Source organism: Allokutzneria albata, from assembly GCF_900103775.1.
GTDB lineage: Bacteria > Actinomycetota > Actinomycetes > Mycobacteriales > Pseudonocardiaceae > Allokutzneria > Allokutzneria albata.
The window spans coordinates 7,374,366-7,398,904 of record NZ_LT629701.1; the positions used below are offsets into that span (position 1 = coordinate 7,374,366).

15 protein-coding genes are annotated in these 24,539 nt (G+C 70.5%); 10 read left to right on the forward strand and 5 right to left on the reverse strand.

Annotation, left to right across the window (positions count from 1 at the left end; all coding sequences use genetic code 11):
- The first annotated feature begins 43 nt into the window (after window positions 1-43).
- Entirely contained in the window at window positions 44-1,891 is a 1,848-nt protein-coding gene (locus BLT28_RS33895) for a cellulase family glycosylhydrolase (protein WP_043810053.1), read from the forward strand.
- Between the two features lie 91 nt (window positions 1,892-1,982).
- On the opposite strand, the gene BLT28_RS33900 is transcribed toward BLT28_RS33895, so the two are convergent.
- Entirely contained in the window at window positions 1,983-3,194 is a 1,212-nt protein-coding gene (locus tag BLT28_RS33900; RefSeq protein WP_052406715.1) for a Bcr/CflA family multidrug efflux MFS transporter, read from the reverse strand.
- 64 nt (window positions 3,195-3,258) lie between these two features.
- Here BLT28_RS33900 and BLT28_RS33905 point away from each other — a divergent pair, with 64 nt between their 5' ends.
- Window positions 3,259-3,702: a MarR family winged helix-turn-helix transcriptional regulator gene (locus tag BLT28_RS33905; RefSeq protein WP_030426577.1), complete on the forward strand. Its 444-nt coding sequence runs from the start codon at window positions 3,259-3,261 to the stop codon at window positions 3,700-3,702.
- Here BLT28_RS33905 and BLT28_RS33910 read toward each other — a convergent pair.
- A complete protein-coding gene (locus BLT28_RS33910; RefSeq protein WP_081899929.1) occupies window positions 3,686-4,894 on the reverse strand; it encodes a glycosyltransferase in 1,209 nt (402 codons plus the stop codon). The two genes, BLT28_RS33905 and BLT28_RS33910, sit on opposite strands and share 17 nt — an antisense overlap.
- A 473-nt stretch (window positions 4,895-5,367) precedes the next feature.
- On the opposite strand from BLT28_RS33910, the gene BLT28_RS33915 reads away from it, so the two are divergent.
- Window positions 5,368-6,099, forward strand: a complete 732-nt coding sequence (locus tag BLT28_RS33915) for a LuxR C-terminal-related transcriptional regulator (protein WP_081899928.1) — start codon at window positions 5,368-5,370, stop codon at window positions 6,097-6,099.
- A gap of 36 nt (window positions 6,100-6,135) precedes the next feature.
- Here the strand turns inward: BLT28_RS33915 and BLT28_RS33920 are convergent, their stop codons facing one another.
- The 3 genes from BLT28_RS33920 to BLT28_RS33930 all read right to left on the reverse strand — a co-directional run bounded on the left by BLT28_RS33920 (window position 6,136) and on the right by BLT28_RS33930 (window position 14,940).
- Window positions 6,136-7,497, reverse strand: coding sequence for a response regulator transcription factor (locus tag BLT28_RS33920; RefSeq protein WP_030426574.1), 1,362 nt, complete (start codon window positions 7,495-7,497; stop codon window positions 6,136-6,138).
- Window positions 7,498-7,634: 137 nt separating this feature from the next.
- Entirely contained in the window at window positions 7,635-11,207 is a 3,573-nt protein-coding gene (locus tag BLT28_RS33925) for a S8 family peptidase (protein ID WP_081899927.1), read from the reverse strand.
- A gap of 67 nt (window positions 11,208-11,274) precedes the next feature.
- Entirely contained in the window at window positions 11,275-14,940 is a 3,666-nt protein-coding gene (locus BLT28_RS33930) for a S8 family peptidase (protein ID WP_052406713.1), read from the reverse strand.
- A gap of 323 nt (window positions 14,941-15,263) precedes the next feature.
- Between BLT28_RS33930 and BLT28_RS33935 the strand changes: the two genes are divergently transcribed.
- From BLT28_RS33935 to BLT28_RS33965, 7 genes are all read left to right on the forward strand, one after another.
- Window positions 15,264-15,902 (forward strand): hypothetical protein, encoded by a 639-nt coding sequence (locus BLT28_RS33935; protein ID WP_030426571.1) that lies wholly within the window; start codon window positions 15,264-15,266, stop codon window positions 15,900-15,902.
- 64 nt (window positions 15,903-15,966) lie between these two features.
- Window positions 15,967-16,824 (forward strand): aldo/keto reductase, encoded by an 858-nt coding sequence (locus BLT28_RS33940; RefSeq protein ID WP_030426570.1) that lies wholly within the window; start codon window positions 15,967-15,969, stop codon window positions 16,822-16,824.
- Window positions 16,825-17,701: 877 nt separating this feature from the next.
- Window positions 17,702-20,581 carry a helix-turn-helix transcriptional regulator gene (locus tag BLT28_RS33945; RefSeq protein WP_081899926.1) on the forward strand — a complete coding sequence of 960 codons (2,880 nt, stop codon included), beginning with the start codon at window positions 17,702-17,704 and terminating at the stop codon, window positions 20,579-20,581.
- Window positions 20,582-20,775: 194 nt separating this feature from the next.
- The gene (locus BLT28_RS33950; protein WP_030426568.1) at window positions 20,776-21,696 is read left to right on the forward strand and encodes an ABC transporter ATP-binding protein; all 921 of its coding nucleotides are present in this window, start codon (window positions 20,776-20,778) and stop codon (window positions 21,694-21,696) included.
- 17 nt (window positions 21,697-21,713) lie between these two features.
- Entirely contained in the window at window positions 21,714-22,472 is a 759-nt protein-coding gene (locus BLT28_RS33955; protein ID WP_030426567.1) for an ABC transporter permease, read from the forward strand.
- 13 nt (window positions 22,473-22,485) lie between these two features.
- Window positions 22,486-23,694, forward strand: coding sequence for a sensor histidine kinase (locus BLT28_RS33960; RefSeq protein ID WP_052406711.1), 1,209 nt, complete (start codon window positions 22,486-22,488; stop codon window positions 23,692-23,694).
- Window positions 23,691-24,296 carry a response regulator transcription factor gene (locus tag BLT28_RS33965; protein WP_030426565.1) on the forward strand — a complete coding sequence of 202 codons (606 nt, stop codon included), beginning with the start codon at window positions 23,691-23,693 and terminating at the stop codon, window positions 24,294-24,296. Before BLT28_RS33960 ends, BLT28_RS33965 begins: the two co-directional genes overlap by 4 nt.
- Window positions 24,297-24,539 lie beyond the last annotated feature (243 nt).

Here is a 24,539-nt window from a genome sequence, read left to right on the forward strand (position 1 = left end):
TGTGGGTACCGTTGAGACCCAAAAATGTGGAACTTTCTCATGTATGAGGGTGTTCGCGGTCACGGTCGTTCTGGCGTTGCTCGTCTTCGGCGCCCCGGTCTCGGCGGCTCCCGCCGACGGGGGCACGGTCACCGTGGGCACCAAGTCGGTCGGCGGGAAGACGGTGCAGATCTTCCGCGATCGGCTCGGCCGTGAGGTGGTGCTGCGCGGCTTCAACGTCTCCGGGACCACCAAGCTCAACGAGCACGGCAGGCTGCCGTTCGCCTCCGTGGCCGACGCCGCGCGTTCCGCGACCGCGATGCGCGATCTGACTGGGGCCAACGCGATCCGCTTCCTCGTCGGGTGGGACGGCGTGCAGCCCGCGCCGAACACCGTCGACACGGCCTACCTCGACCGCGCGGCGGCGCAGATCCGCGAGTTCACCCGGCGCGGCGTGCACGTGCTGGTCGACTTCCACCAGGACCTGTTCTCCCGCGACCTCTTCGACAAGGACAGCTGGTACACCGGCAACGGCGCCCCGAAGTGGGTGATCGAAGCGGGCAAGTACCCCAAGGAGCACTGCGTCGCCTGCGTGACGTGGGGCCAGAACCAGTGGCAGAACGACGCCGTCCGCTCCGCGTTCCGCGATTTCTGGCTCAACCGCAAGCTGGAGACGCCCGCTGGGCTCATCGGCATGCAGGACGCGTTCCTCGACCAGGCCGCCGCGACCATGCGTCATCTGCGGAACTCTTTGCCCACCAGGGAGTTCGGCCTGATCCTCGGGCTCGACCCGTTCAACGAGCCCGCGGACGGCGAAGGGTCGATCTCCTCCGCGGACCGGGAGAAGGAGCTGATCTGGCCGTTCTACCAACGGGTTCGCGCGCGGATGGACACCGCAGGGTGGCAGGACAAGCCGCTGTACGCCGAGCCGTTGGTGAACTGGAACCTGGCCATCGTCGGGCTCCGGCGCGGTGGGTTCGGCACCATCGGGACCATGGGGCCGCGCTACGTGTTCAACGCCCACTTCTACGACACGTTGCGCCTCTCCGTCGATCCGACGAAGCCCGGAGACGGCGGATACGCCAACCAGACCAACGAGATCCGCGATCGCGCGGCCCAACTGGGCACCACGAGCTTCCTGAGCGAGTTCGGGCACCGCATGACCGGCTGGTCCGCGGAGAAGGCGCCGATGATCCTCAAGAGCGCCTATCAGGGCCTCGACCGCGGCGCCGGCAACGACAGCTGGTGGGCGCGGCCGATCGCCGCGGGCGCGGTGATGTCCGCGACCCAGTGGCAGTGGGACATCTACAACGGCAAGCACCGCGAACTGATGAACGGCAACCCCGACAAGGTGCTGACCGCGGGCGACGCCTGGAACGACGAGGACCACTCCGTGGTCGACACCGACGCCGGCGGCGCGGTCCGCTTCCGCGTCGACCAGCGTGTGCTGGACCGGATGTACCCGAGCGCTGTCGCAGGCGACACCCTCGCGTTCGCCTACGAGGACATGGCCAAGGACGGCTTCGCCGGCTCCAAGGCGCCGTCCGTGCGGTGGATGAAGGTCCCCGCCCAGTACCCGGCGCTGGCCAAGGTGGTGGAGAACCGGCAGTTCGGCATCCTCGCCTGGCGCGGTGGTGCGAGCGGCGCCACCGAGCTGCACCTCCCGCGCACCTTCGACCCGGCGAACTCCTCCGTCGCCGCCTCGTTCGGCGTCCACTCAGGACTGTCCACTTCGGACGCCGTGGTGCGCGTGCAGAACGAGGAGGGCTCTTCGGTCGCTCGCAAGCTGGTGGTCGACGCGGGCGCCGGGGTGCACGTGGCGCTGGTCGTCAACGCCCGCGTGCCCGTGGCCGATCTGACCGCGGCCCAACGCGACCTCGCCGCGTGGGTCAGTGCCGCCGGGTTGTCCTGAATGAGTCATTGAGGACGCCCAACGCACCGAATGACTCGTTCGGTGCGTTCGAGTACCTCAATGACTCATTCGGTGCGTAACGGCGGAGGGGTCAGGCGGGGAGGGGGAGGTCGGCGGGGGCGCGGCGGCGGGCGATGACGGTCAGGGCGAGGACCGCGAGCGTGGAGACGGTGGCGATGGTGATGGCCATCGGCAGTGCGGTGCCCCCGCCGCCGAGGCCGACCAGCGGGGCGGTCACCGCGGCGACCAGGAACTGGACCATGCCGAGCAGGGCGCTGGCGCTGCCGGCGATCTCCGGGTGGTCGGCCATGCCGAGGGCCAGCGCGTTCGGGCTGATCATGCCGATGCTGGCGACCAGGGTGAACAGCGGGATCAGCAGGCCGACGAGGCCCAGTGTGCCGATCACCGTGGTGAGCAGGAGCGCGAGCGCGGAGACGACGTTCACCGTGATGCCGATGCCGAGCAGGCGGCGCGCGCCGAACCGGCCGACCAGCCTGCCGTTGAGCTGTCCGACGAGGACGAAGCCCAGCGCGTTGACGCCGAAGATGATGCTGAACAGCTGGGGCGAGGCGTTGTGGATGTCCTGGATCACGAACGGCGAGCCGGAGATGTAGGCGAACAGCGCCGCCCCGGCGAACGCGCTGGTCAGCGAGAGGCCGATGAACAGGCGGTCGCCGAAGAGGGTGCGCGCGGCGCGGCCGACGGCGCGCAGGCCGCCGGTGTTGCGGCGCTCCGCGGGCAGGGACTCGGGCAGGCCGAGCGCGACCACGAGCAGCAGCAGCGCGCCGAAGATCGACAGCGTCACGAAGACACCGCGCCAGCCCGCCGCCGCGGTGACCTCGCCGCCGAGCACCGGGGCCAGGATCGGGGCGAGGCCGAAGACCAGCATCAGTGTGGAGAAGAACTTCGCGGCCTCCGCGCCGGAGTAAAGGTCCCGCACGACGGCCCTCGCCACGACGATCCCGGCCGCGCCCGCGAAGCCCTGCACGAAGCGGACCACGGTGAAGCTGGCGACGTCGGTGGTGAACACGCACGCCAGGGAGGCCAGCGCGAACAGGCCGACGCCGAACAGCAGCGGGCGCTTGCGGCCCCACATGTCGCTCAGCGGCCCGATCACCAGCTGGCCCGCCGCGAGGCCGATCATGCATGCGGTCAGCGTGAGCTGGACCTGCGACTGGCTCGCGCCGAGCTTGTCGGCGATCTCGGGGAAGGCGGGCAGGTACATGTCCAGGCACAGGGGGCCGAAGGCACTGAGGCCGCCGAGGATGAGCACCAGCTTGATCCTGCCGTTACTGTCCCGCATCCATCCCCCAGTAGGCTTCGAAACAATTAGCTCTGTGACAGAGTAGTTGAGGATGATTCAGACCGTGACCCCCCTTTCCCATGCCGTGGACCTCAGCTGCACCGTGGGCCGGTTGCAGCGGGCCCTGCGCCGCGCGTCGGCGCGCGCCGCGGGCGACTCGGCGCTGTCCAACGCCAAGGTCGAGCTGCTGCTCGCGGTGGGCCGCCAGCCGGGGATCAGCGTCAAGGAGGTCGCGACGGTGCTCTGCGCGGCGGCCAACACGGTCAGCACCCTGGTCGGCGACCTCGCGGAGGCCGGACTGCTGCTGCGCGAACGGGATCCGGGCAACCGGCGGGTGGTGCGGCTCGCCCTCACCGAGGACGGCCGCACCACGATCTCCGACTACCAGGACCAGCGCAGGCAGATCATCAGCGCCGCCGCCGCCCGGCTGGCCGAGGCGGACCGCGCCGACATCGAACGGGTACTGCCCGCGTTGCACCGGCTGCTCGAGGTCATCGAGCGGAGCTGAGCGACGCGCCCTTCGCGACCGCCTCCACGTCCAGGACGGCCTGGTCGAGGCCGGGCAGCGCGAGCACGGCGCGCTTGGCCTGGCGTGCGCGGGCGGTGAAACCGGGCTCGGTCAGCACCCTGGAGCACGCCTCGCGCACCTCCTCGACCGAGCCCTCGTGGATGCGCAGGCCCAGGCCCAGTTCGACGGTGCGGTCGGCGTTGGACGGCTGGTCGCCGAAGGCGGGCTGGACCACCATCGGCACCCCGGACCGCAGCGCCTCGCGGATGCCGTTGTAGCCGCCGTGGGTGAGGAACAGGTCGGCGCACTCCAGCACGAGCGGTTGCGGGACGTGCTCGACCAGGTGCACGTTCGGCGGGATCGGGATGCCGGGCAGCGGCACGCCGCCGGTGGCCACGATCGCCGTGCACTCCACAGTGGACAGTGCTTCGACCGCGACGCGCAGCCGGTTGCCGGGGTTGAGTTCGGCGAAGGAGGGCGGCAGGGCCACCTTCGACCGGTCCAGCTCGACCGCCGCGGGCAGCGCCGTGCCGATCGCGGCGAGCACCAGCGGCCGGTCGGCGGGAGCGTCGGCCAGCACACCGGGCAGCCGCTCGCCGGGGCGCACCAGCACCGGCTGCCGGTAGGCGCTCGCGATCGGCGCCGCCGCGGCGGTGTAGGAGAATTCCGTTGCTACGTAGTCGATCCGCCCGTACCGGTAGATGAAGTCCCTTCCGAGGTCGATTTCGGGAGCGTGCTCGCGCAGCGTTTCCTCGGCGAGGTCGGGAAGGCCCGCGTTGACGAACCCGCCCGGCAGGCAGAGGTGCGGGATGCCCAGCTTCTCCGCGAGCAGCACCGCGCCGAACTCGGCGTCGTCGCGCACCACCACGTCCGGCCGGAACTCCTCGGCGACCGGGAGCAGGCGCCGGTAGGAGTCGCGGGCCAGCGGGCCCGCCATCGCCCGCATGATCACCGTCATGTCCCCGGGGTTGGACCTCGGGTGCAGCGGGCGGTCGGGATCGGAGACCAGTTCCTTGAGTTGCTGCCGCATTCCGTGCAGCACGCCGGCCGTGGCGACCCTCTCGCCGGCGAAGAGCTGGACGAAGTCCTCCGGCACGGCGACCACGACCTCGTGCCCGGCCTCGGCGAGGGCGCGGGTGATCGGGACCAGTGAACGGGTGTGCGACGGCGAACCGGTGACGGTGCACAGCACGCGCAAGGCGAGCCTCCTCAGCGGGGATGAGCCAACAGGCTGGTTGTAACAGCCAACCAATCCGGGCACATCGTCCCGCAGGAGTGCGTCCGGTCGGTCGTATCTGTGCTCAAACGACTAAAAGTGCGCCCCGCCGCGCTAAGGTTCGAGATGAATTCCTTCTCGGCCGCACTGTCGACACTCGCTCGATGTACTCGGCGTACCGGCAAGTAACGACCATCGACGTCCCCCGGAATACCTACTTCAGGGGGTAGAAGGATGGCAAAGGTGAGCATTTTGACCTCCTTGCCCCGGTCCTTGTGATTGGCCACAGTGCCCTCTGTACCGCACAGGTGAAGCGCATCTTCGACCGAACAGCCGACAGCGCGACTCCGCGGTACGAGTGAGGGGCCACCTCGCCTCGCACAGCACCAACCACGGCGCCCCCCAGCGCCGATCCAGGAGTGCTTCGCCGAGTAGGCGTGGAGTGAGTCATGAGACAGATCCAGACCGTTTGCAGGCCGCCGCACAGGTCCGCCACCTCCTCGGCGACCCCCACGCCAGGCATGCTCGCCGCCGAACGCAGGCGCGGGCCCGTCCGGGTCGCCCTGCTCGACCGCCACCCGGTGACCGTGGAGGGCCTGGCGCAGCTGCTCTCCGCGCAACAGGGCGTCTCCGTTGTCGGCCGCTTCTACCGGGTCAACGACGCACTGGCCAGCCTGACCAGGTGCGAGGCCCACGTGCTCGTGGTGGACCCGCAGGTCGCCGGGCCGGACGCGATCGCGTTGCTGCGCCTGCTGCAGCGGGAGTACCCGAACCTCGCGGTGCTCGTGCTCAGCGACAACACCGACTACGTCAGCGCCGCGCTGGACGCGGGGGCCAACGGGTTCCTGCTCAAGACCGCGGTGCTCGGCGAGATCCTCAGCGGCATCCTCAAGGCGGCCGACGGCCAGACCCCGGTCTCCCGTTCGCTGCTGCCGATGCTGGCCTCCGAGGTGCGCGGCGGCGGCCGGACCCGGCAGCGGCTGTCCAGCCGGGAGCTGCAGATCCTGGAGCAGGTCGCCACCGGCAACACCAACGCCGAGATCGCCCGCAACCTGTTCATCAGCGAGGCGACCGTGAAGACCCACCTGCACCGGGTGTTCAACAAGCTCAGCGTCCCGGACCGGGCGTCGGCGGTGGCCACGGCCATCTCCCTGGGCCTGCTCCGCGGCGCCCTCCGCTAGGGCCCTGGACGTCGCGCTCCGGCTGGTGCTGGGCGGTCAGCCGGAGTCGTCGACGGCGTGGGCGCGGTGGGCGGTGAGTCCGGCCCACCACGCCACGGCGCCGGTCCGGCGTTGCACGCCAAGGGTTTTGTAGATCCGCTGCAGGTGGTTCTGCACCGTCCTCGGCGACAGGCCGAGGTCCTCGGCGATCATCGTGGCCGACTGGCCCTCGACCAGGCGCTGCAGGATCTCGATCCGGCGCATCGTCAGCCCCATCCGCAGCGCCACCCGGACCGGGTCCTCGGCGTGCGGATCGGGTTCCGGGGTGGTGGCCACCGGGGTCGGCGAGATGCCGGACTCCCTGGGCCGCTGCTCCTGCTGGCCGTCCTCGGTGTGCAGGCCGAGCCCGGCCAGCCAGTGCCCGACGATGTTGTTCTCCCGGATGCGCAGCAGGTCGCGGCCCTGCTGGGCCTCCCACAGCTTGTACTGCTCCAGGTGCTTGCGGGCGTGGTAGAGCGCGCGGTCCAGCGTCCCGGCCTTCTCGTGCGCCTGGCTCAGCAGCTCGTGCGCCCGCGCGGTGTACTCCCTGGCCAGGGCGCTCTCGGCGAGCTCGGCGGCGGCTTCCAGGCACTTGATCTGCTCGGCGTGCCGCTGGTCCATCCCGTAGAGCCTGCCGCGCAGCATCTTCAGCTCCGCCTGCGCGATCACCCGGTCGGAGTTGCGCAGCAGGTAGCCCGCGCGCTCGCAGAAGCGGCGGGCCCGCAGCTTGTCGCCCAGTTCGGCGCGCAGGTCGCCGATCATGATGTTCACCCTGGCCAGCCGGACCGGGTCGTCCAGCGACTTCCACTTGTCCCGCGCCGCCTTGGCCAGCTCCTCCGCGCGCAGCAGCTTGAGCTTGCACGCGTCGCCCTCGACGCCGCAGCGCTGCGACTGCACCTTGGTCAGGCAGTGCCCGAAGTACTGCGAGCGCACCATCTGCGCCTGGTGCAGCAGCATCTCGCCCATCAGCCCGCCGTCGCCGGACAGCTCGGCGAACCCCTGGGCCCTGGCCAGGGTGGCCAGGGCCCGTTCGGTGGAGTTCACCTTGACCTCGATCGAGGAGCGGGCCAGGTTGATCCGCGCCTGCAGCTCGATCGTCCTGCGCTGCACGGCGAACCGCTCGATCTCGGCGAGGGCGTCCAGGGCCGGGGCCCACAGCCCCCGCTTGGCCAGCGTGACCGCCTGCACGACCGCGGAGTAGGCGACGCCGACCGGATCGCCGAGCCACGCGTAGCCCGCGGCCGCCTTCTCCGCCCACTCCAGTGCTTCCCACGCCCGGCCCTCGTCGATGGCGGCGCGGGCCTCGGCGAGGTTGTCGTCGGCGCTGCGGCGCGCGCTCAGCTCCGCCGCGGTGCTGGCCTTGTCGACCGGGGACAGCATCGGATCACCCGTTTTTCCGGGTCGGGGCAACCCGCGGAGAATTGTTTTTCGGCATCGGTGTCCCACCCTCGCGCCGTGAACCGAACTCGGCGAGAGTACCCCGGCCCCCGGACCTCGCTTTCACGAAATGAATAGAGTCAGCTCAGCGTGTGCGTGCGGAGCACCGTTTGGCGTACGGAGTTGCCTTCGGAGTCCTTCGCCTCGATGCGCAGCGAACCGAAACCGCCGGCCTTGCCCGTCGCGGGCAGCATTCCCGTCCACGCCTCTCCGGTCCGGTGCACCGGGACGTCGGTCCACGTCCGGCCCTCGTCGTAGCTGACCGCGACGCGCAGTTCGGTGACCGTGGCCCGTCCGGCAGCCTGGGGTTGCCGTGCGGCGAAGACCTGGATCGGCAGCGGAGCCGCCGCCGGTGCCGCGTTCGCGTGGTCCAGCGGCAGCCTCGGGTCCACCGCCAGCAGCGGCACCGCCACCGCCGTCTGGTCCGGTGCCGGCCCGGAGCGGAACGTCCACGCCGCGTCGACCGAGGTCGTGAGCGTGCTCTTCCTGGTCCCGCGCACCTGCAGCTCGTAGCGCCCCTGCCGCGGCGGGACCACTCCGCCGAAACTGGTCGCATCGGTGCTGAACAGCGGTTTCCCGTCGAGGAGCAGTGTCGTCCTGCCCTCCATCGGGGCCGAGCCGATCCAGGACGGGGCACCTTCCGCGGCCGGGCGAGGCGCCGCGAGCGACAGCATGCCGCCGATCTTGTCGTCGATCCGGTTCACGGCTCCGGCGCCGAACGCGGGCGCGAACACCGCGGCGTTCCAGTCGCGCCGGTAGGTCCGGCCCGCGTCGAAGCGGCTGTAGCCGGACTCGGAAACGGGCTCGTTGTCTGTTCCCAGCCGGCGAAGCCACCAACCCGGGCTCACGTACTCGGTGCGCTCGTTGCCGATGGCCACCTCCGGAGCGGGGAGGCGGAACAGGCCCTGCGCCTGCGGGCGGGGGAAGCCGCTGTCGGGCGCGTAGGTCATCGTCGGGCGCACGCTCGTGGTGCTGCCGTCGGGCCGGTAGCGGGCGTCGATGCGCGCCAGCTGGTCCTTGTGCACCTCGTGCCGCCCACCGTCCACCATGGACGACCGCGCGGTCAACGCGATGTCGTAGCTGACGGGATTGTCCTTGGAGGACAACAGTTTCACCGCGACCGGACCGGCCTTGAGGAGTTCGACGAGGCGGGAGAGCCGATGTTCGGCGGCGTTGAAGGTCGGCAGCGCAAGCGGTTGGAAGACCGGCCGCGCGGGCTGGACCACCAGTGCCGCCTTGGCGCCCGCGTCAGCAGCGGCCTTCACCGCCTTGGCCGTGTCTTCGGTCTTCGGGTCCAGGGTGAGCAGGGCGAGCTTGCCCTTCAGGTCGCCGCCGCCCTTGCCGTCCACGACGTCGAGACGGTGCTCGCCGACGAGCTTCGGTGATTGCTCGTCGTAGGTCAGGGAGAGCGGAACGCGGTGCGGCGCGACAACTTCCGCAGTCAGCTCGGGACGGACAGCGGAGAGGTGGGTGACGTGGGTGAACCGTTGCTCGGAGCCGCCGAGTGAACCCAGGTAGAGCGGGGTGTCGCTGTCGGCGTAGGTCAGGGCCTCCGTCGTCGTGCCGAGCAGGGCGGACACCGTCTGGCGGACGACCTTCACCGACGGGTCGTCCAGCGAGACCTGTTGCCGCTGCGCCTTGCGTGCATCGGCTTCGAGCGTGATGTCCTTGTCCAGCTTGAGTTTCGGTGCAACCTGTTGAACGAGCGCCACCGGGTCGGACTTGTATTCGCCGCGCGGGCCGTGCTCGGCGAGGGTGCTGCTGACGAGGTATTCACCTTCCGGCAGGCGCGCGGTGCCGATGCCGTTGGCGTCGATCCGCACGGTCCGCGAGACGGTGCCGCCGGTGACCTTGACCGTGGGGCGAGCGGGTTTGCCGTCACGGCCGGTGGCCTTCACGGTCAGGATCCGCATCGTGTTCTCGACGTCCGCGCCGATCGAGGTGCGCACGACCGTGTCGTCCGCGGTCGCCGTCAGCCAGCCGCCGTAGAGGCCAGGACGGAGGGTCGGGTCGACGGTCACCGAGACCTTCGCCGAGCCCTTGGCCGGAACAGTGATCTCGTTGGCGCTCAACCGGAACTGGCCGCTGTCGCCGGGCTTGCCCTTTCCGTCCGCGATGGACAGGTCGAGCTTGAGCGTGATCGGCCGATCGGCGTCGTTGCGGTAGGTCACGTCCTTTGTGGACGGTTTCTGACCGGTGTGCGGCCAGGTGAAGTGGCCGAGGGAGAGGCTGCCCTGCTCGGCCGTGACCTGCTGCCGGATCGCGCGGTCGAGGTCGACGATGCCGCTGCCCTGGCCGTAGACGGTGGCTCCCGCCACCGGACGGGCCGTGCTCATCAGCGCGGACTTGATCCGCCCCGGGCTCCAGTCGGGGTGCAGGCCCGCGATGATCGCCGCGGCGCCCGTGACGTGCGGCGCGGACATCGACGTGCCGCTCATCAGCGTGTACTGGTCGGGAAGGCCGCTGCCCTCGCCGAAGGTGCCCGCCGCCTTGGCCGCGACGATGTCGCTGCCGGGCGCGGAGATGTCCGGCTTCAGCGCGTGGTCGCCGAACCTCGGGCCGCGCGAGGACTCCTTGCTGAGCCGGTCCTGCTTGGTGGTGTTGGCCACCGACAGCGCCTCGTCGGCGGTGGAGGGGTAGCTGACCTTCTCGTCGGCACCGGTGTTCCCGGCCGCGGCGACGAACAGCGTGCCGTGCTCCCTGGTGACCTTGGTGATCAGCTCGTCCAGCGGGCCCTCGTGCGGCAGCGGGGTGCCGAAGCTCATGTTGATGACCTTGGCCTTGTTCTCCACGGCCGCCCACGCGACCCCGGCGATGACCGCTTCCTCGTCGGCGGAGCGCTCACCGACCTTGCCCGCGAGCAGCCGGGCGCCCTTGGTCATGCCCGCGTACTTGCCGCCGCTGGCCGCGCCGGTGCCCGCGACGATCGAGGCGACGTGCGTGCCGTGGCCGTCGGTGTCCTTCGGGCCGTCTGGGGAGTTGCTGAAGTCCTTGGCCACCACGCCCATCAGGTCGGGGTGCGTGGTGTCGACACCGGTGTCGAGCACCGCCACGGTGACGTCCTTGGCGGTGTGCCCGGCCTTCCACGCGGCGGGCGCCCCGGTCAGCGGTACGCCGCGGTCCAGGCTCATCCTGAGTTTTCCGTTGAGCCACACCTTGTCGGCGCCGGTGAGCGACCGCGCTCCGACAGAACCTCTGAGCCGGGTCCAGTTCTTCACGGCCTCGGTCTTCTTGGTGCGCGAGGACGAGAAGCCCAGGCCGGGCCGAGTCGCCGAGCGCGATGCGGCGGCATTGGTCAGCAGCAGGGGAAGCTCGGGCGTGCTCGCGTCGTCGTAGCCGAACTCCAGCAGCAGGGTGACGTCGAAAAGCCTGCGGTCGAGCCGGCCCGCGTCCAGCGGCGCCTCGGCGTCCTCGGGAACGACGTGGTGGTGGCCGTTCTCCGACCAGACGCGGAAGGCGGTCCCGGTCCGTTGCGGCGCGGCCTCGGTGTGCACGGGAACCCCGGCGGCGTCCACGTGCACGCGATCGCCGGTGATGAGCGTGACTGTCCTTGATGGACTGACAGCGGGGTTTGGAAGTGGTTGCGCGATCGCGGGCGTGCCGAGTGCGAGCAGGCTCAGGGCGAGCACAGCGGCGGTCGTTCTGGAATGCATGCGATGATCTCCGGAGTAGTGCGGCCGGGGCAACGTGAATCCGCCGCCCCGGCCGCTGATCTCGTTGTCAGCTGAGGGAATGCGAGCGCAGCACGGTCTGCTTCACCGTGTTGCCGTCGCTGTCCTTCGCCTCCACGCGGAGCGAGCCGTAGCCGCCCGCCTTGCCTCCCGGGGGCAGGGTGCCCTGCCAGCGCTCGCCGTTCTGCCGAACCGGGGCCTCCACCCAGGTGGCGCCCTCGTCGTAGCTCACGGACAGCCGGAGTTCGGTGACGCGCTTCGGGGAACCCTCGAACCCGATCGGCTGCGGCGTGTTCGCGGGCACGGCGTTGTTCATGTCCAGCGCCAGCTGGGGATCGAGCGTCAGCACCGGGAGGGCGGCGTAGTCCTGCCCGGCGAAGGCGGAGGTGAATCCCCACGTGGCCTCGGACGAGGTGCCCAGCGCGCCGGGCTTGGCCTCCCGAGTGGCCTTCACGGTCACCTCGTAGCGGCTGCGGGCGGCCGGGAGGACGGCGTGGATGCCCCGCCCCGTGGACTTGGCGATCACTTTGCCGTCCTTGCTCAGGACCGCCTCGTCGATCGGGGAGACCGTGCCGGCCCAGCCGCCGGAACCCCGCGCCCCGAACATGTCGGGCTCGATGGAGACCTCGTTGCCCAGCCTGGCGAACGAACGCGCTCCCGCCGTCGGGCCGATCGGCCCCGCGTTGAGCTCCAGCCGGTACGGCGCCCCCTTCGCGAACCTGATGGGCTGTGCGGCTTCCAGGCGGGTGTTCCCGGTGAAGGAGGTGGTCGGCGTCGCCGCGATCCCCAGCTCGTGGTCCCACCAGCCCGGGCTGACGTACTCGGTGCGGGTCGCGCCCAGCTCCACCATCGGTGCCGGTTCCCGGAACGGGTGGGAGATCGGGACGAGCGCCGGGGCCGGGCCGTCGAGCCGGGGCAGCAGTTGCGGGCGCGCCCCGTAGGCGCGGCCGTCCCGGTGGTACCGCGCGTCGATCTTGACCAGGTCCTCCTTGCGGATCCGGTGCTCGCCACCGGCGGGCATGCTGCCGGAGGCGGTCAGCGCGACGTCGTAGCTGATCGGGTTGTCCTTGGCGCCCACCACTCGCACGGTGACCGGACCGGCCTTGAGCAGCTCGGTGAGCTTGGCCAGCCGGTGCTCGGCCGCGTTGAACACCGTGATCGGTGCGGTCTCACGCATCGACTTCGCGGGCTGGACGACCAGTGCGGCCTTGCCACCCGCGTCGGCAACGGCACGCACGGCCTTACCCGTGTCGTCGGTCTTCGGGTCCAGGGTGAGCAGGACGAGCTTGCCTTTGACGTCCAGCCCCTTCAGGTCCTCCGCGCGGCCGCGCTTGCCGTCGACGACGTCCATCCGGTGCTCGCCGACGAGCTTCGGCGACACCGCCTCGCGGCTCATGACCAGTGGAAAGCGCTGCGGCGCAATGATCTCCGAGGTCACCTCGGGCCGGACCGCGGTGACGTGGTTGAGGTGGCGGAAGCCCTTGGAGCTCCCGCCGAGCGAGCCGACCAGGACGGGGGTGTCCGTGTCGACGTGAGTGCTCGCGCGCTGGGAGACGCAGCACGGCTGTGCGTCGCCACCGGTCGCGTGCAGCACCGACAGGCTCTGGCGGACGATCTTCATCTCGGGGTCGTCCAGCTGGACGCGCATCGGCTTCGCCGTGCGGGCGTCGATGTCCATGGTGCGGTCGGAGTCCAGCGTGACCTTCGGCGCGACCTGGCTGATCAGGGCGATCGGATCGGACGGGTAGGGGCCGCGCGGCCCGTGCTCGTACAGCTCGCTGACCACCATGTAGTCACCGGCGGGCAGCCGGAGCTTGCCGGTGCCGTTGGCGTCCAGCTCCACCGGCTCGACCAGTTGGTTGCCCTTGGCGAGGTCGACGACGCTGATCGTTGGCTTGGCGGGCTTCCCGTCGCGCCCCGTGGCCTTGAAGGACAGGACGTGCATCGCTTCCTCGACGTGGGCGCCGACCGCGGTCCGCACCACGTCCGTGCCCGCGGTCGCGGTGAGCCAACCGCCGTAGAGACCGACCCGCCTGGTCGGGTCCACGGTGACGGAGACCGTGGCGCTGCCCTTGGCGGGAATGGTGATCTCATTGGCGCTCAAACGGAACTGGTCACTGTCGGCAGGCTTGCCCTCCTTGTCCACAATGGACAGATTGAGCTTCGCGGTGAGCGGCTTGTCGCCGTCGTTGCGGTAGGTGACCTCCTTGGCCACCGGCTTCTGGCCGGAGTGCGGCCACGCGAAGTGGCCCAGCGACAGGCTGCCCTCCTCGGCGGTGAACCGCTGGGAGGTCGCCCGCGCCAGGTCGGCGAGGCCGGTTCCCTGTCCGTACACGGAGGCCCCGTCGATCGGGGTGGCCGTGCTCATCAGCGCCGCCTTGATCCGGGCGGGGGTCCAGTCCGGGTGCTGCCCCGCGATGATCGCGGCGGCGCCGGTCAGGTGGGGTGCGGCCATGGAGGTGCCGCTCATCAGCGTGTACTGCTCGGGGACACCGCCGACGCCGGAGGTGCCCGCCGCGCGGGCCGCGACGATCTCCGAACCGGGGCCGGTGATCTCGGGCTTGATCGCGTGGTCCCCGCGCCGAGGGCCGCGCGAGGAGAACGAGCTGAGCTGCTTCTGCTTCGTCGAGCTGGCAACGGACAGCGCCGAGTCAGTGGTGCTCGGGGAGCCGACTGAACCGTCCGTTCCCGCGTTGCCCGCGGCCACGACGAAGAGGGTGCCCTGCTCCTTGGTGAGCCGTTCGATCGCTTCGTCGAGCGGGCCGGGCTCCTCGCCGCCGAAGCTCATGTTGACGACCTTGGCCTTGTTCTCCACCGACGCCCAGGCCATCGCGGTGAGCGCGGCCTCGTCGCTGACGTCGTGGTCGCCGACCTTGCCCATGAGCACCTTGGCGCCCTTGGTCATGCCCGCGTACCTGCCGCCGCTGGCCGCGCCGGTGCCCGCGACCGTGCCCGTGACGTGCGTGCCGTGGCCCAGCACGTCCTGCACACCGTGCGGCGAGCCGGAGAAGTCCTTCGCCACGACGCCCGCGAGGTCCGGGTGCTTGGTGTCGATGCCGGAGTCCAGCACGGCGACGGTGACGTCCTTGGCGGTGTGCCCGGCCTTCCACGCCTCGGGCGCTCCGGTCAGCGGAACACTGCTGTCCAGCGAGTAGGACATCTTCCCGTTGAGCCACACGCGATCCGCGCCGCTGAGCGATCGGGCACCGCTCGGGCCGCGGAGGCGTTCCCACGTCGCGGTCGCGCTGACCTTGGCGGTGCGCACGGAGGTGATGCCGAGCGCCGCGACCTGCCCGGTTCGTCTGCTGCCGTCCGGTACGGCCGGTGCGGACCTGGCCGCGCCCTGGGTCAGCAACAGCGGGATCTCGTCGACCTTCGAGTCCTCGTAGCCGAACTTCACCAGCAGGGTGATGTCGAAGAGCCTGCGGTCGAGCCGCCCCGACTCCAGGGGCGCCTTGGCATCCTCGGGGATCACGTAGTGGTGGCCGTCGCGGGTCGAGGTGTGGAACCTCGTCCCGGCCCGGTTCGGTGCGGCTTCGGTGTGCACGGGGACCCCGGTGGCGTCGAGGTGCACCCGGTCACCGGTGATCAGCGTGACCGTGCGTCCGGCAGGGGTGGGCGTGGTGATGGTGGCAGCCGCTTGCGCGGGCACGCCGACGCTCACCGCGACCAGCGCCGCGACGGCGAGCGCGCGGGGCAGCGTTCTGCGATGCATGTCTTCCTCTCGGGCCGGACCGCATGCGCGGGTCCGGTGCGACAAGAGCACTTGGTGGGTGCTCCCATGTGATCGCGAACCGAGGAGCCGGAACACCGTGCTACCACCCCGATTGCCCGGATTCGCCACACCCGCTACCCCTAGGGGCCAGGGCGCGCTTCACAGGTCCGCGTTCGCGATGGGGGCCGAGCCCGCCCCTGGCGGCGCCGCCGGGAAGCCCGCGTACAACACCGGCAAGCGGACTTCCCGCCGACTTGCCAGGAACGACCTCGATCCCGACCCTCATCGAACGAGACCTGTGAAGCACGCCCTAGATTGTCTGCGTGACCAACCGCCCCGCATGGCGAACCGGCTTCAAGATCGGCTACGGCCTGGCGATGGTCCTGGTGCTGCTCGTCCTGGCGACAGGGGAGCTGTGGGACCCGGCCGGGAGCACGGTGGCCCAGATCATCGCGCTGTTGCTCACCCCTGCCGTGCTCGGCGGAGTGCCGGGCATCGTGGTCGGCCTCGCGATCGACCTGGTGCGCGGCAGGAGAACCGTTGCGCCACAACACCTTCTGCCAGCCGCGCCGGAGCGTGAGCGGGATCGGGACGCTTGGGACCGGCTGCTCACCCAGTGCGAGGGGCCAGTGCACCGCGCGGAGGCTGTCACCGCAGCGCTGCCACCGTCCGCGGCCCGCGACTGGCTGGTCCAGATCACCGCGGCGATGCGGGCGGAGCTGCCCGCCGCGCGCTCCCTCGCGGAGACCGGGAAGCGGCTGTACCCGTCGAACACGCCCTCGATCACGACGCGGCCGGTGTACCTGCGGCTCAAGGCCGCCGCCGAGCAGTTCGCGGCGGCGGAGCGCAGGATCGCCGAGGTCGCCGGTGACCTCGTCGCCCAGCCGGACCTCGGCCGCGTCGACGACCAGCTCCGCCTGCTCGAACAGAACCTCCCGCACCTGCGCTCGCCCGAGGCATGATCAGATTTAGCAAGAGCTGAATTCATGGCGACCGCGGGCGGGCGCCGTGACGGTGGGCGGCGTGATGACCGACTCCACCTTCACCATCGGCGGCGAGCTGACCGTGCACCGCCTCGGCTTCGGCGCCATGCGGCTGACCGGCTGGCGGGCCGACGCCGACCGCTCCGGGCCGATCGCCGTCGCGCGCCGCGCCCTCGAGCTCGGCGTGACCTTCATCGACACCGCCGACTCCTACGCCCTCGGCGCCAACGAGGAGCTGCTCGCCGAGGCGCTCTCGCCCTACCCGGAGAACCTGGTGATCGCCACGAAGGCGGGCCAGTCCCGGCCGGGCCGCGGCAGGTGGGTACCGCTCGGGCGGCCGGAGTACCTGCTGCAGCAGGCGGAACTGAGCCTGCGCAGGCTGCGGGTCGAGCGGATCGACCTGTTCCAGCTGCACCGCGTCGACCCGAAGGTGTCCGAGGACGAGCAGTTCGACGCGCTGGCTCGGCTGCGCGAGGACGGGACGGTGCGGCACGTCGGGCTCTCCGAGGTCAGCGTCGAGCAGATCGAGCGGGCCCGGCGCTTCGTCGACGTCGCCAGCGTGCAGAACCTCTACAACGTCGGCGACCGGCGGCACGAGGAGGTCCTGGACCACTGCACGCGCGAGGGCATCGCCTTCGTGCCCTGGCTGCCCATCGCCAACGGGTCGGCCGACCCGGACGTCACCGCCGCGCTGACCGCCGTCGCCGAGGAGATTTCCCTTGGCGCGGAGGGGAAACCGGTGACGCCGACCCAGGTGGCGCTGGCCTGGCTGCTCGCCCGCTCGCCGGTGGTCGTGCCCATCCCGGGGACCTCCTCGCCCGCGCACCTGGAGGAGAACGTGGCGGCAGCCTCCATCCGGCTGAGCCGGGAGCAGTACGCCAGGCTGTCGGCGCTGCGCTGAGCAGTCCGCGCTGTTATTCCACCGGCAGCCGAAGGCATAGCGCCGCGACCGGGTCGATAGCCGGGTTATGCGGCTGCTCCGCCGAAGCGCACGCCGGTTCACTCGAACAGCGCAGCCCAGTCCTGTGCATTCATTTTCGTCGCACTCGGTACCCGCTCGTGCCGCTCACGTTGGTCCTGTCGCGAGCGGGATCGCGCGTTTCGGCCACGTCGATGGGGTGGTCCATCAGACGTCCGTTCCGATTACCGGACGATGTTTTCTTCCACTTGTCATTGCCCCGCGATTACCACTCGCCCCGAGCCCGCATTCGTCCGGCCCGCGCCCGAGCGCCCCGGCCCGCCCTGGCAGGCCCCCCGCCCGGGCCTGCGAGCCGCCGCCGGGCGGCCCGGCCGCTTCCTGGGACGAGGTTTCCGGAAAGCCGCTGTAGTCCAGTTGGCGTAATAGTGCCCTGAAATGGGCTTGGTGGCCCCGTGACACACTGACGTCCACTCGGCACGGTGCGCTGTGAAATCGTGTCCATGTCGTGTCCGCGCGGGTGTTCCACGCTGGTCGCACGACTATGCAAGCATCCCTTTATATAGAAAAGGCTGAAGCGCCCCTGTGACAGTTGTCATGGGTGGTGCAGGCTGTTGGTTGGCTTTTGGAGAGCAACAGTCGCAATGGGCCTGCCCCCCACCTCCGTCGCGGGCCCGGATACGTCGATGTGCACCTAGAGGAAATGCATCCCCACGCGTCATCCAGGCGTTACACAAGGTTTGTCCGTGGATAGATTGATAGTCCCTAGTGCACTAAGTGATGATCACGTAACCTCGCGGTGTCTCCGCTCGGTGGAACATATTGTCAGCCTTCGACGAGCATCACGTAGGGCGCGTGGTGCATGTGGCTGGGGGAGGTGGAGTACGTGTTACTAGTGGAGCGGGATCAGGAGCTGGGCACCCTGAAAAGCCTGTTCGCGGACACGATGCGTGGCAATGGGCGAGTCGCGGTCGTGAGCGGCGGTGTCGCAAGCGGTAAGACCGAACTACTCCGCAGCATGGTGGAGCACTCGATCGCATCGGGTGCTCTGCATCTCAACGCAAATGGCTCTCCGATGGAGCGGGCGATTCCACTCGGGGTGCTTCACCAACTATTGTCGCGGGCTCCGCTGAATTCGGAGCACGTGCCACTCGTCACCGCCGTACTCGCGAGTTCGCGGAGTGCGGTCGGAATGGTCGGTGTCCATTCTGGGGGAATGGGCAAGGGAATTGACCGCCTACCGCTGAACCTCGTTCGGGATGTGGCCGACGCACTCACCGCGCTGGCCCGCACGGCGCCGGTCCTGGTGACGGTCGACGATATCCAGTACGCCGATTTCGCGTCGCTGAACTGCCTGCGGCACCTGGTGGACCACCTCCAGGGCTCGCGGATCATGATGGTGCTCACCGAGTCCACCCACTCAGCACCCGTGCACCCGGTGTTCCACACGGAGACCCTGCGCTCCAGGATCTGCAGCCGGGTCCGGCTGGGCACCCTCTCCGAGACCGCCGTGCGCGCGGTCACCGCCGAGCACCTGGGCACCGACGCGGCCGACCGCCTGGCACGGGACTACTTCCGTTGCACGGGCGGAAATCCTTTGCTGGTGCGCGCATTGATCGACGACGCGCAGGCCGCCACCGTGACCACCACGACGGCGGGCGCGGCGCTGGAGTGCGCTCCGGGCTACGGGTTCCGCCAGGCGGTGCTGGCGTGCCTGGAGCGCGGCGAGGAGCAGACCAGGGACGTGGCGCGGGCGGCGGCGGTCCTGGAGACCTCCGGGGCGCTCGCGGCCTCCACGGTCGCGGACGCCAAGGTGTTGCTGCGCAGGGTGCTCGACACCGACCCGGACACTGTGGACACCGCGCTCGGCGTGCTCGACGCGATGGGGGTGCTCGACGGGTCACTGGCCTTCCGGCACGCGGCAGGGCGCGCCGCCGTGCTGGACGACCTCGACCGCGAGCGCAGGGCGCAGCTGCACTTCCGGGCCGCCCAGCTGCTGCACCTGGAGGGCGCTCCGGCCCGGCGCATCGCGGCGCACCTGGTCGCGATCGGCCACGCGGGCTCCAGCTGGGAGGCCGAGGTGCTGCTGGAGGCGGCAGACCACGCGCTGGCCGAGGACGACACCGAGAACGCCTCGCGCTACCTGGAGCTGGCCGAGGCGGGCTGCTCCGACGACGACCAGCTGGCCCGGATCAGGGCCGCACTCTCCAGGGTGGAGTGGCGGCTGAACCCGGGAACCGCGCTGCGCTACCTGCAGCCGCTGTTCGACGCCTTCACCCGCAACCAGCTCGGTGACGGCGACGCCAGCACGCTGCTGCGCTACCTGCTGTGGCACGGCCGCGTGGACAAGGCGGCCGAGGCGATCGAGCGGACCGCGCACGCCGACCGCTCGCGGGTCGGGCTGCAGTTCGGCTCCGCCTGCCAGCTGCTGGTCAACTCCTACCCGCCGCTGCGCCCGGTCGTGGCGCGAGCCCAGCAGCTGCCGGTCATCGAGCCGTACGCGGCGGCGAACGTCAGCCGCTGCGCGCAGGCGGCGAACGCGCTGCACACCGTGCTCACCGAAGGCCCGGGCAACCGGGTCACCGAGAGCGCGTTGCAGTACCTGCAGCGGGCGAAGCTGTCCGACAGCACCGTCGAGGCGGTCGAGTCGGCGCTGCTGGCCCTGGTCTACGGGGAGCGCACGGACAAGGCCGGGCCGCTGTGCGACGAACTGCTGGAGGAGGCCACCTCGCGCGGCGTCCGCACCTGGCAGGCCGTGCTCTGCGGAATCCGCGCCGAGATCGCGCTGCGGCAGGGCGACCTGCCTGCCGCCCGGCAGTACGCCGAGCGCGCACTGGCCAGCATCCCGCGGCAGAGCTGGGGCGTGGCCGCTGCCGGGCCGCTGGCCACCCTCGCGCTGGCCACCCTGGCCATGGGCGAGGTCGACACCGCCGCCGAGCAGCTGGAGTTCCAGGTGCCGGACTCGGTGTTCCAGAGCCGGTTCGGGCTGCACTACCTGCAGGCGCGCGGCCACTACTACCTGGCGACCGACCAGCTCCAGGCGGCGCTCGCGGACTTCCGGTTCTGCGGCGCGCTGATGCGGGAGTGGGGGATCGACTCGCCGAGCTTCCTGCCGTGGCGCTCCGACGCCGCCCAGGTGCACCTGCGGCTCGGTGAGGCGGCCAAGGCGCAGGAGCTGCTGACCGAGCAGCTGGACCTGACCTGCGCGGCCAGCCACCGCGCGCGCGGGGTCTCCCTGTTCCTGCTGGCCAGGACCAAGGAGGTGGGCAAGCGGGTCGCGGTGTTCCGGCAGGCCATCGACTCGCTGTACGCGGCGGGCGACCGGTTCATGCTCAGCAAGGCCATGCACGGGCTGGGGCAGACCTACCACTCCCTCAACGAGCCGGGGAAGGCGCGGATGTTCAAGCACCGCGCAGAACAGCTCGCCAGGGAGCTGCGCCCGGCCGGTGGGGACGCCGAGCGGGCCGAACCGGACGCGCGCGGCGGCGCCGAGCGGGCCGAGGAGAAGGCGCACGAGCCGCAGGCCCGGGTGTCCAGCCTGACCAGCTCCGAGCGCAGGGTGGCCGAGCTGGCCGCGCACGGCTACACCAACCGGGAGATCTCCCGGCACCTCTACATCACGGTGAGCACGGTGGAGCAGCACCTGACGCGGGTCTACCGCAAGCTCAACGTCGGCAGTCGCGCCGCGCTGCCGAGAGAGCTGCAGCTGGACATGAAGACCGCGGACACCGCGGCCAGCTAGCGGAACCCAAGGTTCAAACCATCGTGGGACCCCCTGTCGTGCGACGGGAGGTCCCACGATGCGTTCACCCCCTTTGACCTGCGGAAAAGATCCATGCACGAGCATGACAACTGTCACCGGGAGCTCGTGACGGGCGGACTACGCGGACTGTCGGTGGGGTCCGCATCCTTGGAGCTATGGAAGAGGTTCTGGCTATGGCGAGCACCGAGCGGGCCGGCAACGGCACGGCGGCGATCCACATCAGCGGGCTGAAGAAGCACTACGGTGCGGTCCGCGCGGTCGACGGCATCGATCTGTCCATCGCCCCCGGCGAGGTCGTCGCGCTGCTCGGCCCCAACGGGGCGGGCAAGTCGACCGCCGTCGACATGATCCTCGGGCTCACCAAGCCGGACGAGGGCGAGGTGACGATCTTCGGCAAGACGCCGAAGGAGGCGGTCTCGCACGGCACCATCGGCGCGATGCTGCAGAGCGGCGCGCTGCTGGACGACGCCACCGTCGGCGAGATGGTCGGCATGGTGGCCTCGTTGCACCGCAAGCCGATGCCGGTCAAGGAGGCGCTGCGCCGCGCGGGCATCGCCGATCTGGTCAAGCGCCGCTCCACGCGCCTGTCCGGCGGCCAGAAGCAGCGCGTGCGCTACGCGGTCGCCCTGGTCAGCGACCCGGACCTGCTGATCCTGGACGAGCCGACCGCGGCCATGGACGTGGGCACCCGGCGCGAGTTCTGGCACTCCATGCAGGAGTTCACCGCCGCCGGGCGGACCGTGGTCTTCGCGACGCACTACCTGGAGGAGGCGGAGGAGTTCGCCGACCGGGTGATCTTCATGAAGTCCGGCAAGATCGTCGCCGACGGCTCCGTCGCCGAGGTGCAGGCGCTGGCCGCGGGCCGCACCCTGCACGCCAAGATCCCCGGCGCCACCAAGGCCGAGATCGAGGCGCTGCCCGCCGTGGCCGACGTGGACGTCCGGCACGACAAGGTGGTGATCGTCAGCTCCAGCTCCGACACCACGCTGCGCGCGCTGCTGGCCCGGTTCCCCAACGCGCGGGACATCGAGATCGCGGGGGTGAGCCTCGACGAGGCCTTCATCACGCTGACCAGCACCATCAACAAGAGCTGAGCGGGAGTAGGACAGCCATGAACCTCGGATACCTCGGCCTGGAGATCCGGCGGGCGCTGCGCGCTCCGGGCACCCTGCTGTTCACCATCGGCTTCCCGGCGATGTTCTACCTGCTGGAGATGATGCTGTTCAAGGACGTCGCGGGCGCGGGAGCGACCGGGGCGGGCACCTCGGCCGCCGACTACCCGGTGACGATCATGGTCGGCCTGTGCGCCTGGGGCGTGATGACCGCTGGCCTGCTCATCGGCACCCGGGTGGTGCACGAGCGCACCGCGGGCTGGCAGCGCCAGCTGCGGCTGACCCCGCTCTCCGGCGCGGGCTTCCTGATCGGCAAGGTCACCGTCGGCATGGCGGTCGCCCTGCCCACCGCGATCGTCGTGCCGGTGGTCGCGGTGCTGGTGGAGGGCGTCCAGCTGACGCCGGTCGGCTGGCTGCACGCCACCGTGCTGGTCTGGCTCGGCTCGCTGCCCTTCGCGATCATGGGTCTGCTGATCGGCCAGCTGTCCAACAAGGACAACGTGCAGAACTTCGTCATCGTGGGCATGTTGCTGCTGGCCATGTTCGGCGGGCTGTTCATGCCGCTGGACATGCTGCCGCCGTGGTGGAACGACCTGGCGCAGTTCGTGCCGAGCTACTGGCTGGCCGAGATCGGCCGGGTCGGGGTGCTGCCCGGCTACGGCACCATCGTGACCCCCGTGCTCGTCCTGCTCGGCTGGTCCGTCGTGCTCGCCGCGGGTGTGGTCTGGCGCTACCAGCGCGACAGCGCTCGCAACTAATAGTGTCGGCGTCATGATGCGCAAGCTGCTCGACTGGGGTGGTGGATCGGTCTTCCGGTCCACCACCCCTGAGCCGGATGAGGGGTCCAAGGCGGCACCCGCGCTCGCGGTGCTCTTCAGCCTGATGATGATCCCCGCGTGGATCGACGCGCTCGGCCAGGTGCGCGCCGCGCGGCCGGACCTGTGGGCACTCTCCGCGTTCGTCGGCGTCTCCTACAGCATCGCCTGCATCCTCGCGGTTCCCTTGGCGCGCAAGGTTTCCTGGACCTCCCAGGTGCTGGTGTGCCTGGCGCTGCTGGCAATGGGCATCGCGTTCGTCGTGCTGACCGGCCTGGAGAACTCCTGGGTGCTGATCTGCGCGCTGGGCATCGTCGCCGCGCTGATGCCGCCGGTGGTGACCGGGGTGGTCACGCTGGTGACGCTGGTCGGGTTGTCGGCCAGCGCGATCTACCTCGAGAAGTTCGCGGAGCAGCTGCCCAACTTCATCCTGCTGTTCTCGGTGACCGCGGCGGCGGCGCTGATGGTGGGGCTGGCAAATGCCTACGTCGAGCTCAAGCACGCGCGGGACCAGATCGCGATGTTCGCCGTCGCCAAGGAACGCGCCCGCTTCGCCAGGGACCTGCACGACATCCTCGGGCACAGCCTCACCACGATCACACTCAAGGCCGGCCTCGCCCGCCGGGTCCTGGAGACGGGCGACCTGGACCGCACGATGACGGAGATCCGGGACGTGGAAAGGCTTGGCAGGCAAGCGCTCGCGGACGTGCGGGCGACCGTATCGGAGTACCGCGTCGTCACCCTCTCCGGTGAGCTGGCCGGGGCAAACGAGACCCTGCGCGCCGCGGGCATCGAGGCCGACCTGCCGCGTGCCGTCGACGACGTCGCCCCCGAGCTGCAGCCCGTTTTCGGTTACGTGCTCAGGGAAGCGGTGACCAACGTGGTCCGGCACTCGGGCGCGCAGAAGGTGAGCGTGCGGCTGGGCCAGGACTGGATCAGCATCACCGACGACGGGGTGGGCGCCCCGCAGGACGCGGCGGGCAACGGGCTGCGCGGACTGCGCGAGCGGATGGCCGCGGTCGGCGGCACGCTGGAGACCGGAACGCCGAGCAGGGGCGGCGGGTTCGTGGTCCGCGCGAGCGCGCCGGTTCCCGAGCACCCCGAGGAGTCCCCGGCGTCCGCCGAGGCGGACAATGCCGTCGAGAGCACGGGAGGACAGGCGTGATTCGGGTTCTCGTCGCCGACGACCAGGCACTGGTGCGCGGCGCCCTGGCCACCATGCTCGACCTGGAGCCCGACATCACCGTCGTGGCCCAGGTCGGCTCCGGGGACGACGTGCTGCCCGCGGCGCGGCAGTCCGCGCCGGACGTGGTGCTGCTGGACGTGCACATGCCCGGCAAGGACGGCCTGGCCGCGGCCAAGGAGCTGCACGCCGAACTGCCCGCGTGCAAGATCCTCATCTGCACCACCTTCGGCAGGCCGGGCTACCTGGTGCGCGCGATGGCCGCGGGCGCCTCGGGCTTCATCGTCAAGGACGCCCCGCCGGAGCAGTTGGTCGACGCGGTCCGCCGGGTCTACAACGGGCTCCGCGTCGTCGATCCCGTGCTGGCGGCGGAATCCCTTGCCACCGGGCCGAATCCGCTCACCGTGCGGGAGCGGGAGGTGCTCGGCGCGGTGGCCGACGGGAGCACCGTGGCGAAGGTGGCCAAGGCGCTGCACCTGACCGAGGGCACGGTGCGCAACCACCTGTCCTCGGCGATCGGCAAGACCGGTGCCCGGACCAGGGGCGAGGCGTACCGGATCTCGGAGGAACGCGGCTGGCTCTAGACCGGCCACCCCGCAGACGCCCCTTCGCGGGGCTCGGCGCGGGACGGCGAGCCCGGGGGGACACGCCCCCCTAATCTCCCGGGCGCAGGCGTCCCGCGCCGTTCTTCGTTGCCCTTTCCGTTCTGCCGCCCGCATTGAGGGGTTGTGGAACCGCGCAGTGTCGGATAAGGGGAAATCGCGTAGGCCGCGCCTCTTTTCTTAGGGGCGCCGCCGGTGCTTCTAGGGGTGACGCGGGCGACAGCG